Origin of the sequence: Pseudomonas sp. SF2 (assembly GCF_036858055.1) — a bacterium.
In the GTDB taxonomy this organism is placed as follows: Bacteria; Pseudomonadota; Gammaproteobacteria; order Pseudomonadales; family Pseudomonadaceae; genus Aquipseudomonas.
On the sequence record NZ_JAMBDI010000011.1, the window covers coordinates 115,221 to 130,233 of the forward strand.

Annotated in this window: 13 protein-coding genes; 6 read left to right on the forward strand and 7 right to left on the reverse strand. The window is 62.0% G+C overall.

What is annotated here, in order from left to right; all coding sequences use genetic code 11:
• Positions 1-6 precede the first annotated feature (6 nt).
• Together M2S36_RS08705 and M2S36_RS08710 are read right to left on the reverse strand one after the other, a co-directional pair.
• On the reverse strand, positions 7-1,185 hold the full coding sequence (locus tag M2S36_RS08705; RefSeq protein ID WP_207834461.1) for an amino acid ABC transporter permease: 1,179 nt from the start codon (positions 1,183-1,185) through the stop codon (positions 7-9).
• A gap of 67 nt (positions 1,186-1,252) precedes the next feature.
• On the reverse strand, positions 1,253-2,281 hold the full coding sequence (locus M2S36_RS08710) for an amino acid ABC transporter substrate-binding protein (protein WP_013974141.1): 1,029 nt from the start codon (positions 2,279-2,281) through the stop codon (positions 1,253-1,255).
• Between the two features lie 332 nt (positions 2,282-2,613).
• On the opposite strand from M2S36_RS08710, the gene M2S36_RS08715 reads away from it, so the two are divergent.
• Both M2S36_RS08715 and rhlB read left to right on the forward strand, forming a co-directional pair.
• Positions 2,614-3,270 (forward strand): alpha/beta hydrolase, encoded by a 657-nt coding sequence (locus M2S36_RS08715; protein WP_233687060.1) that lies wholly within the window; start codon positions 2,614-2,616, stop codon positions 3,268-3,270.
• A gap of 101 nt (positions 3,271-3,371) precedes the next feature.
• Entirely contained in the window at positions 3,372-4,835 is a 1,464-nt protein-coding gene (rhlB, locus tag M2S36_RS08720) for an ATP-dependent RNA helicase RhlB (RefSeq protein WP_333957002.1), read from the forward strand.
• 130 nt (positions 4,836-4,965) lie between these two features.
• On the opposite strand, the gene moaE is transcribed toward rhlB, so the two are convergent.
• The 5 genes from moaE to M2S36_RS08745 form a co-directional block, all read right to left on the reverse strand.
• Positions 4,966-5,412: a molybdopterin synthase catalytic subunit MoaE gene (moaE, locus tag M2S36_RS08725; RefSeq protein ID WP_025340575.1), complete on the reverse strand. Its 447-nt coding sequence runs from the start codon at positions 5,410-5,412 to the stop codon at positions 4,966-4,968.
• Between the two features lie 2 nt (positions 5,413-5,414).
• On the reverse strand, positions 5,415-5,660 hold the full coding sequence (locus tag M2S36_RS08730; RefSeq protein WP_333957023.1) for a MoaD/ThiS family protein: 246 nt from the start codon (positions 5,658-5,660) through the stop codon (positions 5,415-5,417).
• On the reverse strand, positions 5,660-6,130 hold the full coding sequence (gene moaC, locus M2S36_RS08735; RefSeq protein ID WP_003251775.1) for a cyclic pyranopterin monophosphate synthase MoaC: 471 nt from the start codon (positions 6,128-6,130) through the stop codon (positions 5,660-5,662). Before moaC ends, M2S36_RS08730 begins: the two co-directional genes overlap by 1 nt.
• A 136-nt stretch (positions 6,131-6,266) precedes the next feature.
• Positions 6,267-7,661, reverse strand: coding sequence for a PhoH family protein (locus M2S36_RS08740; protein WP_013974146.1), 1,395 nt, complete (start codon positions 7,659-7,661; stop codon positions 6,267-6,269).
• Positions 7,662-8,023: 362 nt separating this feature from the next.
• Positions 8,024-9,151, reverse strand: coding sequence for a polysaccharide deacetylase family protein (locus tag M2S36_RS08745; RefSeq protein WP_207836304.1), 1,128 nt, complete (start codon positions 9,149-9,151; stop codon positions 8,024-8,026).
• A gap of 137 nt (positions 9,152-9,288) precedes the next feature.
• On the opposite strand from M2S36_RS08745, the gene yaaA reads away from it, so the two are divergent.
• The 4 genes from yaaA to M2S36_RS08765 all read left to right on the forward strand — a co-directional run bounded on the left by yaaA (position 9,289) and on the right by M2S36_RS08765 (position 15,010).
• Positions 9,289-10,068, forward strand: coding sequence for a peroxide stress protein YaaA (gene yaaA, locus M2S36_RS08750; protein WP_061552453.1), 780 nt, complete (start codon positions 9,289-9,291; stop codon positions 10,066-10,068).
• An 867-nt stretch (positions 10,069-10,935) separates the two neighbouring features.
• The gene (locus tag M2S36_RS08755; protein ID WP_063913336.1) at positions 10,936-12,252 is read left to right on the forward strand and encodes a nucleotide sugar dehydrogenase; all 1,317 of its coding nucleotides are present in this window, start codon (positions 10,936-10,938) and stop codon (positions 12,250-12,252) included.
• Between the two features lie 73 nt (positions 12,253-12,325).
• On the forward strand, positions 12,326-13,807 hold the full coding sequence (locus tag M2S36_RS08760) for a glycosyltransferase family 2 protein (RefSeq protein WP_207836306.1): 1,482 nt from the start codon (positions 12,326-12,328) through the stop codon (positions 13,805-13,807).
• 36 nt (positions 13,808-13,843) lie between these two features.
• Positions 13,844-15,010, forward strand: a complete 1,167-nt coding sequence (locus M2S36_RS08765) for an alginate biosynthesis protein Alg44 (RefSeq protein ID WP_063913337.1) — start codon at positions 13,844-13,846, stop codon at positions 15,008-15,010.
• Positions 15,011-15,013: the final 3 nt, after the last annotated feature.

Genomic DNA, 15,013 nt, shown 5'->3' on the forward strand with positions numbered 1-15,013 from the left:
GTATCCTCACCGCTCGATCAGCGCAATGCGCTTGTTGTACCAGTTCATCAGCAGCGAAATGCTGATGCTGATGGCGAGATAGACACTCATGGTGATGGCGATCACCTCGATGGCCTGGCCGGTCTGGTTGAGCACGGTACCGGCGAACAGCGAAACCATCTCCGGGTAGCCGATACCGGCCGCCAGCGACGAGTTCTTCGCCAGGTTCAGGTACTGGCTGGTCAGCGGCGGAATGATCACCCGCAGTGCCTGGGGGATGATCACCTTGCGCAGGGTCGGGCCCTCGCGCAGGCCCAGCGAGCGCGCGGCCTCGGTCTGGCCATGGCTGACCGAACGGATACCGGAGCGCACGATTTCGGCGATGAACGCTGCGGTATAGATGGTCAACGCCAGGGTCAACGCCAGCAGCTCGGGGATCAGCACCCACCCGCCGACGAAGTTGAATCCTTTCAATTGCGGCACTTCCCAGTGCACCGGGCTGCCGAACAGCAGTACGCAAACGCCCGGAATGGCGATGAACAGCGCCAGCCCCACCCAGAACTTGTGGAACGGTACACCGGTCTCGTCGAAGCGCTTGTTGGCAAAGCGCACCATTACCACGATGGCCAGCAGCGCCAGGACCAGGGCCACGACGAACGGCCAGAAGCCTTCGGCCATGGACGCGCCGGGCATGTTAAGGCCACGGTTGCTGATGAAGAAGGTGTCGTCGATATTGATACTGCCCCGCGGTCCCGGCAGGGTCAGGAACACGGCGAAGTACCAGAACAGGATCTGCAACAACGGCGGGATGTTGCGGAAGGTCTCCACATACACGGTCGCCAGCTTGTTGATCATCCAGTTCGGCGACAACCGCGCCACACCGATGATGAAGCCGAGGATGGTCGCCAGCACCACACCGATGAAGGTCACCAGCAGGGTGTTGAGCAGGCCGATGACGAACACCCGCGCATAGCTGTCGGATTCCACGTAGGGAATCAGGTGCTGGGCGATGCCGAAGCCGGCACTGCGGTCGAGAAAGTCGAAGCCCGAGGTGATACCCCGGTGTTGCAGGTTGGTTTGCGTGTTGTGGAACAGGTACCAGCCCAGGCCGACCACGAAGACGATCGTGAGGATCTGGAACAGCCACGCGCGCACACGCGGATCGTTAAGGGACAAGCCCTTGGGTGCGCCGATTTGATTTTGCATGAAGTGCCCCGGACAGTAGGGATTCGAACAGCCTGCGGCGGCGGGATGCCGCCGCAGGGTGCAGCCATCAGCGCACAGGTGGCGCGTACTGGATGCCGCCGTTGTTCCACAGGGCGTTCATGCCACGGTCGATCTTCAGGTCGGTGCTCTGGCCCAGGTTCTTCTCGAACACTTCGCCGTAGTTACCGACTTGCTTCACGATTTGCACTACCCAGTCCTTGGGCAGCTTGAGGTCCTTGCCGTACTCACCATCCGCGCCCAGCAGGCGGGCGACGTCCGGGTTCTTGGTGCTCTTGGCTTCGGCCTCGACATTCTTCGAGGTGATGCCCGCCTCTTCGGCGTTGAGCATGGCGAACAGGGTCCACTTGACGATGCTGAACCATTCTTCGTCGCCCTTGCGCACCACCGGGCCCAGCGGTTCCTTGGAGATGGTTTCCGGCAGTACCACGTACTCGGTCGGCGCGGCCAGCTTGGAGCGCTGGGCGAACAGCTGCGACTTGTCCGAGGTCAGCACGTCGCAACGGCCCGACTCCAGCGACTTGGCGCTTTCGTCCGAGGTGTCGAAGGTGATCGGGGTGTACTTCAGGCCATTGGCGCGGAAGTAGTCCGATACGTTCAGCTCGGTGGTGGTACCGGCCTGGATGCAGATAGTCGCGCCATCGAGTTCCTTGGCGCTGGATACACCCAGCTTTTTGTTGGCCAGGAAGCCAACGCCGTCGTAGTAGGTAACACCGGCGAATACCAGGCCCATGCCGGCATCACGCGAGCTGGTCCAGGTGGTGTTGCGCGACAGCACGTCGACTTCGCCCGACTGCAGGGCGGTAAAGCGTTCCTTGGCGTTGAGCTGGCTGAACTTGACCTTGGTGGCATCGCCGAACACGGCGGCGGCCACGGCGCGGCACACGTCGGCGTCGATACCAACGATCTTGCCCTGCGCATCAGGTACCGAGAAGCCTGGAAGACCGTCGCTCACGCCACACTGGACGAAGCCCTTCTTCTTTACCGCATCGAGGGTGGCGCCGGCCTGGGCGTTGCTCACGGCGCCCAGCGCGGCGGCAGCGGTCAGGACTGCCAGGGTGGTTTTCAACATCTTCATTCACAACCTCCAAATCGCTCTTGTTGTATCGAGCCGGAATTGCACCGCACCCTTTTGAGGCGTGTCCGACCCGTATTGGCTTGTTATTGGGTCAAATGGCGCAATGGACTGTTCTGTGACAGCCTTCGCGTGCTAAGGGTGTTACCGTCACGGCCTGCCCTTTGCATCACAGGTTGAATTGCAAAGCGCGTACCAAAATTTCTGGCTGTAGCGTTTAAGCGCTCGTCAAGTAGGGAAAGTTGTATCGTTGCGACATTCTTTTTCAGACAATCATTTCCAGCGCCTTCTTTTCACGCACGCCATAACAAGACCCGCACACTTTCGGAGCAGTCATGACCAACCCGTTGATTCTCGAACCGCAGAAAACCGCAGACGCCTGTGTGATCTGGTTGCACGGTCTGGGTGCCGACCGTTACGACTTCCTACCAGTGGCCGAATTCATGCAGGAACGCCTGCTCAGCACCCGTTTCGTCATGCCCCAGGCACCCACCCGCCCGGTAACCATCAACGGCGGCTATGCCATGCCCAGCTGGTATGACATCAAGGCCATGACCCCGGCCCGCGCCATCGACGAAGCGCAGCTGGAAGAATCGGCCGAGCAGCTCATTGCCCTGATCAAGGCCGAGCAGGCCAAGGGCATCAGCCTGTCGCGGATCTTCCTGGCCGGTTTCTCCCAAGGCGGTGCGGTGGTGCTGCACACTGCCTATATAAAGTGGCAAGAAGCGCTGGGTGGCGTGATCGCCCTGTCCACCTACGCCCCCACCTTCAACGACCAGCATCAGTTGAGCGCCTGCCAGCAACGCACCCCGGCCCTGTGCCTGCACGGCGTGCACGACCCGGTGGTGATCCCGTCCATGGGCCGCACCGCCTTCGAGTACCTGAATACCTGGGGCGTCGCCGCCCGCTGGCACGAATACCCGATGGAACATGAAGTGGCGGTGGAAGAGCTGAACGACATCCACGACTGGCTGGGCCAGCAATTGCAATAAGCCAAGGCAGCCTGTAGTTGTGAGGCTATTCCGCTACGCCGCGCCTGAATCTTGCATTACACTGCCCGGCGTACATTCCTTAACCAGTTGATGAGACGATCGTGCTCAAGGCACTCAAGAAAATATTCGGCAAGGGAGACGCCGCGCCACAGGCCGTCGCTCCTGCTGCCAGCGTGACCCCGCCTGCGCCCGCGCCAGCCAGCGAGGCCCGGCCCGCAGCAAAGCCGGCCACCCCGCGCGCCAACCGCACTGCCGAGGCTGAACAGCCTGCCGCCGTTACGCCAGCCACCGACAAGCCGGCCAAGGACAAACCGCGTCGCGAGCGCAAGCCCAAGCCGCAGGCCAGCCTGTGGAAACCCGAAGACTTCGTGGTCGAGCCGCAAGAAGGCAAGACCCGCTTCCACGACTTCAAGCTGTCCAACGAGCTGATGCACGCCATCCACGACCTGGGCTTCCCGTACTGCACGCCGATCCAGGCACAGGTGCTGGGTTACACCCTGCGTGGCCAGGACGCCATCGGCCGGGCCCAGACCGGTACCGGCAAGACGGCGGCGTTCCTGATCTCGATCATTTCCCAGCTGCAGCAGACGCCGCCGCCGAAGGAACGCTACATGGGCGAGCCACGCGCGCTGATCATCGCGCCCACCCGCGAGCTGGTGGTGCAGATCGCCAAGGACGCCATCGCCCTGACCAAGTACACCGGCCTGAACGTGATGAGCTTTGTCGGCGGCATGGACTTCGACAAGCAGCTCAAGGCCCTGGAAGCGCGCCACTGCGACATCCTGGTGGCCACCCCGGGCCGCCTGCTGGACTTCAACCAGCGCGGTGAGGTGCACCTGGACATGGTCGAGGTAATGGTGCTGGACGAAGCCGACCGCATGCTCGACATGGGCTTCATCCCCCAGGTACGCCAGATCATTCGCCAGACGCCGCCGAAAAGCGAGCGCCAGACCCTGCTGTTCTCCGCCACCTTCACCGACGACGTGATGAACCTGGCCAAGCAGTGGACCACCAACCCGGCCATCGTCGAGATCGAGCCGGAAAACGTGGCCAGCGAAACGGTGGAGCAGCACGTGTATGCGGTGGCCGGCAGCGACAAGTACAAGCTGCTGTACAACCTGGTGACCCAGAACAAGTGGGAACGGGTGATGGTATTCGCCAACCGCAAGGACGAAGTGCGGCGCATCGAGGAAAAACTAGTGCGCGACGGCATCAATGCCGCGCAGTTGTCGGGCGACGTGCCGCAGCACAAGCGTATCCGTACCCTGGAAAACTTCCGCGAAGGGCGAATCACCGTGCTGGTGGCCACCGACGTGGCAGGGCGTGGTATTCACATCGATGGCATCAGCCACGTGATCAACTTCACCCTGCCGGAAGACCCGGACGACTATGTGCACCGCATTGGCCGGACCGGCCGTGCGGGGACCAGTGGCGTGTCGATCAGCTTTGCCGGCGAGGATGACTCCTACCAGCTGCCGGCGATCGAAGAGCTGCTGGGGCGCAAGATCAAGTGTGAAATGCCACCGGATGAGCTGCTGAAGCCGGTGCCGCGCAAGCACCATTGACCTGTGCCGGCCTCTTCGCGGGTAAACCCGCTCCCACAGAGGTACTCCACAGCTTTCGAAACCTGTGCAGTACCTGTGAGAGCGGGTTTACCCGCGAACCGGGGCTACGCCCCGGCCATCAAACAAGGATCTACCAGCGCCCAGCGGCATCCTGGTCACTCTGCTTCCCTTCCACCCACCTTGCCCCTTCCTGGGTATTTTCCTTCTTCCAGAACGGCGCCCGGGTCTTCAGGTAGTCCATGATGAAGTTGCAGGCATCGAACGCCGCCTGCCGATGGGCACTGGCCACGCCGACGAACACGATCGGCTCGCCCGGTTCCAGCGCACCGATGCGGTGCAGCACCTCCACCTTGAGCAACGGCCAGCGCTGCTCGGCCTCGACCACGATCTTGGCCAGCGCCTTTTCGGTCATGCCCGGATAGTGCTCAAGGAACATCCCCGCCACTTCGCGGCCATCGTTGAAGTCCCGCACATAACCGACAAAACCGACCACCGCACCCACGCCGACATTGGCCGCATGCATGGCATTGGTCTCGGCCCCCGGGTCGAACGCGCCTTCCTGTACTCGTACAGCCATGTTCAGCCTCCGGTCACCGGCGGGAAGAACGCCACTTCATCGCCCTCTACCAGCGGCTCATCGAGCTTGCACAGCTCTTCGTTGCGCGCACACATCAGGTTCTGCTCGGCCAGCACTTCGTACTGCCCGCCCTTGGCCACCAAAGCCTGTCGCACATCATCGAGCACCTTGAACACGCCCTCCACCCGCTCGGCATCCACGCCCAACAGTTCGCGGTAACGGGCGAAGTACATCACCTTGACCTTCATCACGCCTCCACCTTGTAGTGGCCGCTCTTGCCGCCAAGTTTTTCCAGCAGGCGCACCTGCTCGATGACCATACCTTTATCCACAGCCTTGCACATGTCGTAGATCGTCAGCGCGGCCACGCTGGCGGCGGTCAGCGCCTCCATCTCCACGCCAGTCTGCCCGGCCAGCTTGCAGCGGGCGACGATGCGCACGGCGTCCTGCCCCTCGGCACTGAGCTCGACCTTGACGCTGGTCAGCATCAGCGGGTGGCACAGCGGGATCAGGTCACTGGTCTTCTTGGCCGCCTGGATCCCGGCGATGCGCGCCACGGCGAACACGTCGCCCTTGGGGTGTTCACCGTCGACAATCATCTGCAAGGTCTGCGGCAACATGCGCACCCGCGCCTCGGCGGTGGCCTCGCGCTCGGTCACGGCCTTTTCAGTGACGTCGACCATGTTGGCCCGCCCCTGGGAATCAAGATGTGTCAGCACTGCTCTGCTCCTGTGAAGGGAACTCGCAGTGTAAACCTGTGAGTCAGGTTTGAGCAGAGGGATGCGTCAACCGGTACGGCCTCTTCGCGGGCGTGCCCGCGAAGAGGCCGGGCGGCGAACCGCCCGGCGCAGAGGGTTACAGATGCGACTCGGCGTACTCGGCCAGCACCGAGCGTGGCACGCCCTGCAGGGTGATGTGCACGCCATGGGGGAAGTCCTTGAAGCGCTCGGTCAGGTAGGTCAGGCCCGAGCTGGTCGCGGACAGGTAGGGGGTGTCGATCTGCGCCAGGTTACCCAGGCAGACCACCTTGGAGCCGGAGCCGGCACGGGTGATGATGGTTTTCATCTGGTGCGGTGTCAGGTTCTGGCACTCGTCGATCAGGATCAGGCTCTGCTGGAAGCTACGGCCACGGATGTAGTTCAGCGACTTGAACTGCAACGGCACGCGTTCGAGGATGTACTCGACGCTGCCATGGGTGCTTTCGTCATCCATGTGCAAGGCTTCGAGGTTGTCGGTGATGGCGCCCAGCCAGGGCTCCATCTTCTCGGCCTCGGTGCCCGGCAGGAAGCCGATCTCCTGGTCCAGCCCCTGCACACTGCGGGTGGCGATGATGCGCCGGTAGCGCTTGCTGACCATGGTCTGCTCGATGGCCGCGGCCAGGGCCAGGATGGTCTTGCCGGAACCGGCGGCGCCGGTCAGGTTGACCAGGTGGATATCCGGGTCGAGCAGGGCGAACAGCGCCAGGCTCTGATGGATGTCCCGCGGCTTCAGGCCCCAGGCTTCCTGGTGCAGTAGCGGTTCCTGGTGCAGGTCGAGCAACAGCAACTCATCGTTGCGGATACCCTTGATCCAGCCGACGAAGCCCTGTTCATCGATGATGAACTCGTTGACATGCACCGCCGGCAGGTTGTCGATCAATTGCACGCGGTGCCAGGTACGGCCACGCTCCTGGCGGGTATCGACCTTGCTCACCCGGTCCCAGAACGAGCCGGTGACCGAATGGTAGCCCTTGGACAGCAAGGACACGTCATCGACCAGCTGGTCGGTGCTGTAGTCCTCGGCCGCGATGCCACAGGCACGTGCCTTCAGGCGCATGTTGATGTCTTTGGTGACCAGCACAACGTCCAGGTCGGTGCGCCGGGCCCGTACTTCGAGCAACTGGTTGATGATGATGTTGTCGTTGAGGTTTTCCGGCAGCAGCTTGTTCGGCTCGTTGCGCGGGGTCATCAGGATGGACAGGAAGCCCTTGGGTCCGCTCTTGCCACGCTGGATCGGAACGCCCTGCTCGACATCGCTGGGCGAGGCGTCACCCAGGGTCTGGTCGATCAGGCGAATGGCCTGGCGGCATTCGGCGGCGATGGTCTGTTTGCCGGTCTTGAGCTTGTCGAGTTCCTCCAGCACCGTCATCGGGATGGCGACATGGTGCTCCTCGAAGTTCAGTAACGCGTTAGGGTCGTGAATCAGGACGTTGGTATCGAGCACATACAGGATAGGCTTGCTGGAGGAAGGGTTGCGTCCTTGGTCATCCATACTCGGTCACCTTATGTCGAAGCCACACGGCGTGGTCTGTTACGCCGCAGAGTGACTGCCGCTGTCCCCGTATCCGCGTTGTTACGGGCGGGAAGCGAACCTGGCTAGGTGGGCCTGGATGACGCCACCTGTGCTGCAGGAATCGGCTGTCTGGTTTCTTCATACCGCAAAAATGATGACTAAAAAAAGTCTTTTTACGTGTAGGTGAAGTTTATTTTTCCAAATGACGAACAGGGGTTGGCGAGGGGGCGCGTGAGGACTACAGTAAAAATTCAGGCTGGCCTTGCCGAGGCCATCGCCAGCAGCCCATGCACGGTACCTGTGGAAGCTGGCGTGCCGGCGATGGGCCGCAAAGCGGCCCCCTACTCCCGCCAGGCATACGCCTGACAGTCCTCCCAACCAATCCCGCTCTGCGCGGTATTGCGCAACAACCACTCCACCGCCGGCTGCGCCTTGGGCAGGCTGTCATGGAACTGGATCACCCCTTTGCGCCACAGCAGCATCAAGGTCAGCACCCGCTGCGCCGAGGCCTCGGCGCTCAGTGCGCCATCATCCTGGGCATCGATGTCCCACAATGACACCCGCAACTGCTGGCTGGCCATGAATGCCTCGCCATCGGCCCGACGCTGCCCGTAAGGTGGCCGGAACAACGGCACATACTGCTCCGGCAGGTCTGCCTGCACCCGCGCCTGGCTACGCCGCAACGAGTCCTGCCAACCATTCCACAGCGCATGGGAGCGGTACTCCCAACCCTGTATCCCCACGCACTGCCCGCCATAGAGCTGACGCAAGGCATTCGCCACCCCGGCGTCGCGGCGTTGCTGCAGGCGGTTGCCGAGCACGAAGAACGTGCCTTCAAGCTTTTGCCGGCGCAGGTAATCAGCCAGCAGGTCGGTGCTGCCGCCCTCCGGCCCGGGCCCGCCGACGAAGGTCAGCAGGAACATGCGGTCGTTCAGTTCATCCCCGTTGCGCTCGCGCGAGGACAGCCGCTCCAGCTCGCTACTGGTCTGTGGCAGCAACGCAGCCTTGCGCAGTTGCTCGTCCAGGTAGCGCACATGGAACTGGTGACTCGGCTCGACCCAGCCGGTGTAGAACGTGCCGACATCGGCAGCGAACGTCGCCGCTTGAGCACGCAACTCCGCCATCGACGTTACCGGGTAACAGAACGACGCATCCTGCTCGCAACTGCGCTGCGCCTGTTGATAACCTTCCCACAACCGCTGCCACATGCGCGCCCGCACCAGGCGCACCTTCTGCAGGTTGATCTGCCGCAGCCCCAAGCGTGCCGCCAGCGCTGCGTCGTCCAACTGCTCGCTTTCGTGCAGCACCTGGGCGAACGAGAGGATTTCGGCGCGCGAGGCCACATCGAACAGCGCCGGGCTGTCCAGCTGTTCGGGCCACAGGCTGCGGTCCAGGCTCACCTGGGGTAACGGGGCAGCTTGCACGGCCAGGCTCAGCAGAGCGGCCAGCAAGGCAGAGGCAATGCGCACGGTTGAAGGCTCCGCAACGGCAAAACGCGCACTATAGCGTCTGTACCGGCCATGGTCTGTGACTATCGTCGCCATAGTTTGGACTTGCACCGCCCAGCCCGTAGAATTCCCGGCCAACGATGCCAGGAGCCGACCCGATGCTGACGGTGATTTCCCCCGCCAAGACCCTCGATTACGACACCCCGCCGGTGACCGAGCGTTTCACCCTGCCCCAGTACCTGGACGACTCCCAGGAACTGATCCAGCAACTGCGCGACCTGTCGCCGGCGCAGATCAGCGAACTGATGCACCTGTCCGACAAGCTCGCCGGCCTGAATGCCGCGCGCTTCGGCAGCTGGACCCCGGACTTCACCCCGGCCAATGCCAAGCAGGCGCTGCTGGCGTTCAAGGGTGACGTGTACACCGGCCTCGACGCCGAGAGCCTGGGCGAGGATGACTTCAGCTACGCCCAGCAGCACCTGCGCATGCTTTCGGGCCTGTACGGCCTGCTGCGCCCGCTCGACCTGATGCAACCCTACCGCCTGGAAATGGGCACCAAGCTGGCCAACGCCCGCGGCAAGGACCTGTACGCCTTCTGGGGCACACGCATCAGCGAATGGCTGAACCAGGCCCTGGCCGAACAGGGCGATGACGTGCTGCTGAACCTGGCCAGCAACGAGTATTTCAGTGCGGTGAAACGCAGTGCGCTCAAGGCCCGGGTGATCAACGTCGACTTCAAGGACCTGAAGAACGGCCAGTACAAGATCATCAGCTTCTACGCCAAGAAAGCCCGCGGCATGATGAGCCGCTTCGTCATCCAGCAGCGCATCAGTGACCCGGAGCAGCTCAAGCAGTTCGATGTGCAGGGGTACTACTACAGTGCCGAGCAGTCGAAGCCTGACCACCTGGTGTTCCTGCGCGATCATCCTTCCGAGTGATCCTGTCACGCCCTCTTCGCGGCTGAAGCCGCTCCCACAGCCCCCCCACTGAACTCAAGACCAGTGCACAACCTGTGGGAGCGGCTTTAGCCGCGAAGAGGCCAGCAGCCATTACGCACCTCTCCTGCCCCGCAACAGGGCGCACTTCATATCGCCATTACGTCATAAACCTGGCGTCAATAAATCGCCACTACCCTACTTATAGCCAAACGCCATAAGACCGTTCGTAGCTTTTTTGACGAATTTTTCAAAATATTTTTCGATGCTGGCATAAAAATATCTCGCAACAGTTTCGCCCTTTATATATCGGGGTAAAACACCCGTGTGCTATCAGATTGAAATTGTCCGCCACTGAAAAAATATTTAGAAATCTTTCATCCGCGCCGAACCCACTCCGGAACTTCTGCTACGACGAATCGCTCATAGTGCCGTAACGATTTTCCTGCCCCCGGGCTGTGAGAGATGACTTACAAGTGACAACGGCAGGTATCCACTACCAGCCCCAACAACTTCGACAGGTATGACAGGCACCCCCTGAAAACCCTGTCCACGCAGGAGAGACGCGTCCCTTACATATCGTCCTAGTGGTTGATTTCAAAGGATTTTTCCACTTGAAAAAACAAGCACAGCAACGCGCCATGTAGCGCATTGCAATAAAGACGGCTGCATTCCAGGGCACGTTTTTTAATTAATGGCTTTTTACTGCCACATTTGAGTGCATAACTTTTTGCGCTCCGGATTTATTTTGCCTGCGCTCGGCGAAGTGTGCATTTCGCCATGGATCCGTGCGCCCGAAAACTGTTGTTAATCAACCCAGCCCGGCTCTTCCCGGAGAGGCCGGCGTGATAAACACATGAGGTGATAGCGATGCGTATCAGCATCTTTGGTTTGGGTTATGTGGGTGCAGTCTGTGCAGGCTGCCTGACGGCGCGAGGCCATGAAGTGATCGGTGTGGACGTGTCCAGCACCAAGATCGACCTGATCAATCAGGGCAAGTCCCCCATCGTCGAACCTGGCCTGGAAGCACTGCTGCAACAGGGCATCGCCAACGGCCGCCTGCGCGGTACTACCGATTTCGCCGAAGCCATCCGTGCCAGCGACGTATCGATGATCTGCGTGGGTACCCCAAGCAAGAAGAACGGCGACCTGGGCCTGGAATACATCGAGTCGGTGTGCCGCGAAATCGGCTACGTACTGCGCGATAGCGAGCGCCGTCACACCATCGTGGTACGCAGCACCGTGCTGCCAGGCACCGTGAAGAACGTGGTGATCCCGATCCTCGAAGACTGCTCGGGCAAGAAAGCCGGCGTCGACTTCGGTGTCGCGGTCAACCCGGAATTCCTGCGTGAAAGCACCGCGATCAAGGACTACGACCAGCCACCGATGACCGTCATCGGCGAACTGGACAGCGCCAGCGGCGACATCCTGCAGGCCCTGTACGAAGAGCTCGACGCACCGATCATCCGCAAGCCGATCGAAGTGGCCGAGATGATCAAGTACACCTGCAACGTATGGCACGCCACCAAGGTCACCTTCGCCAACGAGATCGGCAACATCGCCAAAGCCGTAGGCGTGGATGGCCGTGAGGTGATGGACGTGGTCTGCCAGGACAAAGTGCTGAACCTGTCCCAGTACTACATGCGCCCTGGCTTCGCCTTCGGCGGCTCGTGCCTGCCCAAGGACGTGCGCGCCCTCACCTATCGTGCCGCCAGCCTCGATGTACGCGCACCGCTGCTCGACTCGCTGATGCGCAGCAACGAGTCGCAGGTGCAGAACGCCTTCGAGCTGATCGAAGCCCACGACAAGCGCAAGGTCGCCCTGCTCGGCCTGAGCTTCAAGGCCGGCACCGACGACCTGCGTGAAAGCCCGCTGGTGGAACTGGCCGAGCGCCTGATCGGCAAGGGCTACCAGCTGGACATCTACGACGAGAACGTCCAGTACGCCCGCGTCCACGGCGCCAACAAGGACTACATCGAATCGAAGATCCCGCACGTGTCGTCGCTGCTCAACGCCGACTTCCAGAAGGTGATCGACAACGCCGACATCATCGTCCTGGGCAACCGTGACGAGCAGTTCCGTGCACTGGCCCAGCAAGCACCGGCCGGCAAGCACGTGATCGACCTGGTCGGCTTCATGAGCAAACCGACCTGCGCCACCAGCCGCACCGAAGGCATCTGCTGGTAAGTGCTGGCCGGGCAGCGGGGGCCTCCCCACCCCCGCTGCCCACCTTTTCCCGAATTCTCGACGGATGCTGAACATGCAAAGGCTCCAGACAGTGCTGTTGCAGTGCGCCGGTTGGCTGCTCTACATGAGTCTGCTCATGCTGATCGCCCTGGCCCTGCCAGCCGATATCTTCGACTCGCAGTCGAAGCACTTCATATTCCTGGTCGGCGCAGTCGGCATCTGGCGCTATTCCATGGGCGCCACCCATTTCATCCGCGGCATGATCTTCCTCTACGGCGTGTATCCGTACCTGCGCCGCAAGGTGCAGAAGATGGGCAAGGACACCGACCCGTCCCACGTGTACCTGATGGTGACCAGCTTCCGCATCGAAGCACTCACCACCGCCCAGGTGTACAGCTCGGTGATCCGCGAGGCGATCAACTGTGGCTTCCCCACCACCGTGGTCTGCTCGCTGGTGGAAATGTCGGACGAACTGCTGGTGAAAAGCCTGTGGGCCAAATACAACCCGCCAGCCCACGTGAAGCTGGACATCGTGCGCATCGCCGGTACCGGCAAGCGTGACGGCCTGGCCTACGGCTTCCGTGCCATCTCGCGCATGCTGCCGGACGACAACGCCGTGGTGGCGGTGATCGACGGCGACACCGTGCTGGGCGATGGCGTGGTACGCAAGACCGTGCCGTGGTTCAAGCTGTTCCCCAACGTCGGCGGCCTGACCACCAACGAGTTCTGCGAAGTGCGTGGCGGCTACATCATGAGCGAGTGGCACAAGCTGCGCTTCGCCCAGCGCCACATCAACATGTGCTCGATGGCCCTGTCCAAGCGCGTGCTGACCATGACCGGGCGCATGTCGATGTTCCGCGCCAGCGTGGTGACCAACCCCGAGTTCATCGCCGACGTCGAAAGCGACTCGCTGATGCACTGGCGCCTGGGCCGCTTCAAGTTCCTTACCGGTGACGACAAGTCCAGCTGGTTCAGCCTGATGCGCCTGGGCTACGACACTTTCTACGTGCCGGACGCCGCCATCAACACGGTCGAGCACCCGCCGGAGAAGAGCTTCCTCAAGGCCAGCCGCAAGCTGATGTACCGCTGGTACGGCAACAACCTGCGGCAGAACTCCCGCGCGCTTGGCCTGGGCCTGCGCCGCCTGGGGCTGTTCACCAGCATCGTGCTGTTCGACCAGCGCGTGTCGATGTGGACCAGCCTGCTGGGCCTGACCGTGGCGGTGATCGCCAGCCTCAAGTTCGGCCTGGGCTTCCTGCTGGTGTACCTGCTGTGGATCGGCATCACCCGCCTGATCCTCACCATCATGCTGCTGTGCTCCGGCCACAACGTAGGCCCGGCCTACCCGCTGATTCTCTATTACAACCAGATCATCGGCGCGCTGATGAAGATCTACGTGTTCTTCCGCCTCGACAAGCAGTCCTGGACGCGTCAGCCCACTGCCCTCAAGCGTGACCTCGCCAGCTTTCAACAATGGTTCAACACCTGGTCCTCGCGGACCATGACCTTCTCGGCTGCCAGCATCTTCGTCGCTGTGCTGTTCATGGTCGTGTGAGCCCAACCCGGATCGGAACTAACAGGAACAAACCACATGAATACCGCCGTGAACGTCAACGTCGTGCATGAGTCCGAAGCCCAGCGCCAGCATGCCCGGGTACGCATCCCCGCCAAGCTGCGGTTCCTCGACCCTCAGCGCCAGGCCCACGATGTGAAGGTCGACGACCTCTCTGCCGGTGGCCTGAGCTTCCATACCAAGCAACAACTGACGGTTGGCGACGTACTACGCGGACGGCTGCAGTTCACGGTCGACAACCTCGGCCTGTCGATGGACATCGAGTTCCAGGTGCGCTCCTACCACCCGGACAGTGGCCGCACCGGCGCGCAGTTCCAGAACCTCGAGCCACGCGACATCGCCACGCTGCGCCATATCATCACTTCGCACCTCTCGGGTGAGCTGATCACTGCCGGCGATGTGCTCAGCACCTTGCAGCGCGACAACTTCACCAAGGCACGCAAGCAGAAGGATGGCGGCAGTGGCCTGAGCGCCTTCGGCCGCCTCAAGGCGGTCACCGTCACCCTCGGCGTGTTCGTGGTCGGTGTCGCCGCCTTCGGCTTCATCGCCAAGTCGCTGTACGGCATGTACTTCGTCAGCCATGCCGAAGCCGGCGTGGTCGCAGTGCCCACCACCACCATCACCATGCCGCGCGACGGCACCGTGAACAGCCTGGTCGACAGCGGTGGGCAGATCGCCAAGGGCGCGCCACTGGCCAGCTTCACCACCAGCATGCTGGACATGCTCAAGGGCAACCTGGAGGACGCACAGCTGGAGCCGGCGAAGATCGAGGAACTGTTCGGCAAGCAGCTGTCCGGCACCCTTACCAGCCCATGTGATTGCGTGGTCGCCCGCCAGCTGGTGGACAACGGCCAGTACGCCGCCAAGGGCCAGCCGATCTTCCAGCTGATCCCGCGCACCACCAACCCGATGATCGAGGCGCGCTTCACCTACCGCCAGTTCGACGAGGTCAAGCCAGGTACCCGGGTCAACTTCCAGGTAGCCGGCGAAGACGAAGTGCGCACCGGCCAGATCGTCAGCAGCGCCAGCCTCAACAGCGAAGACCTGGCCGCCGACATCCGCGTGCAGATCAAGCCCGACAGCGCCCTGCCCGCCGAACTCGCCGGCCGCCCGGCTTCGGTCAACAGCGACCGTGGCCCGTCGCTGAACTGGCTGATCGACAAAGCCATGGCCCGTGGGCTGTAAGAG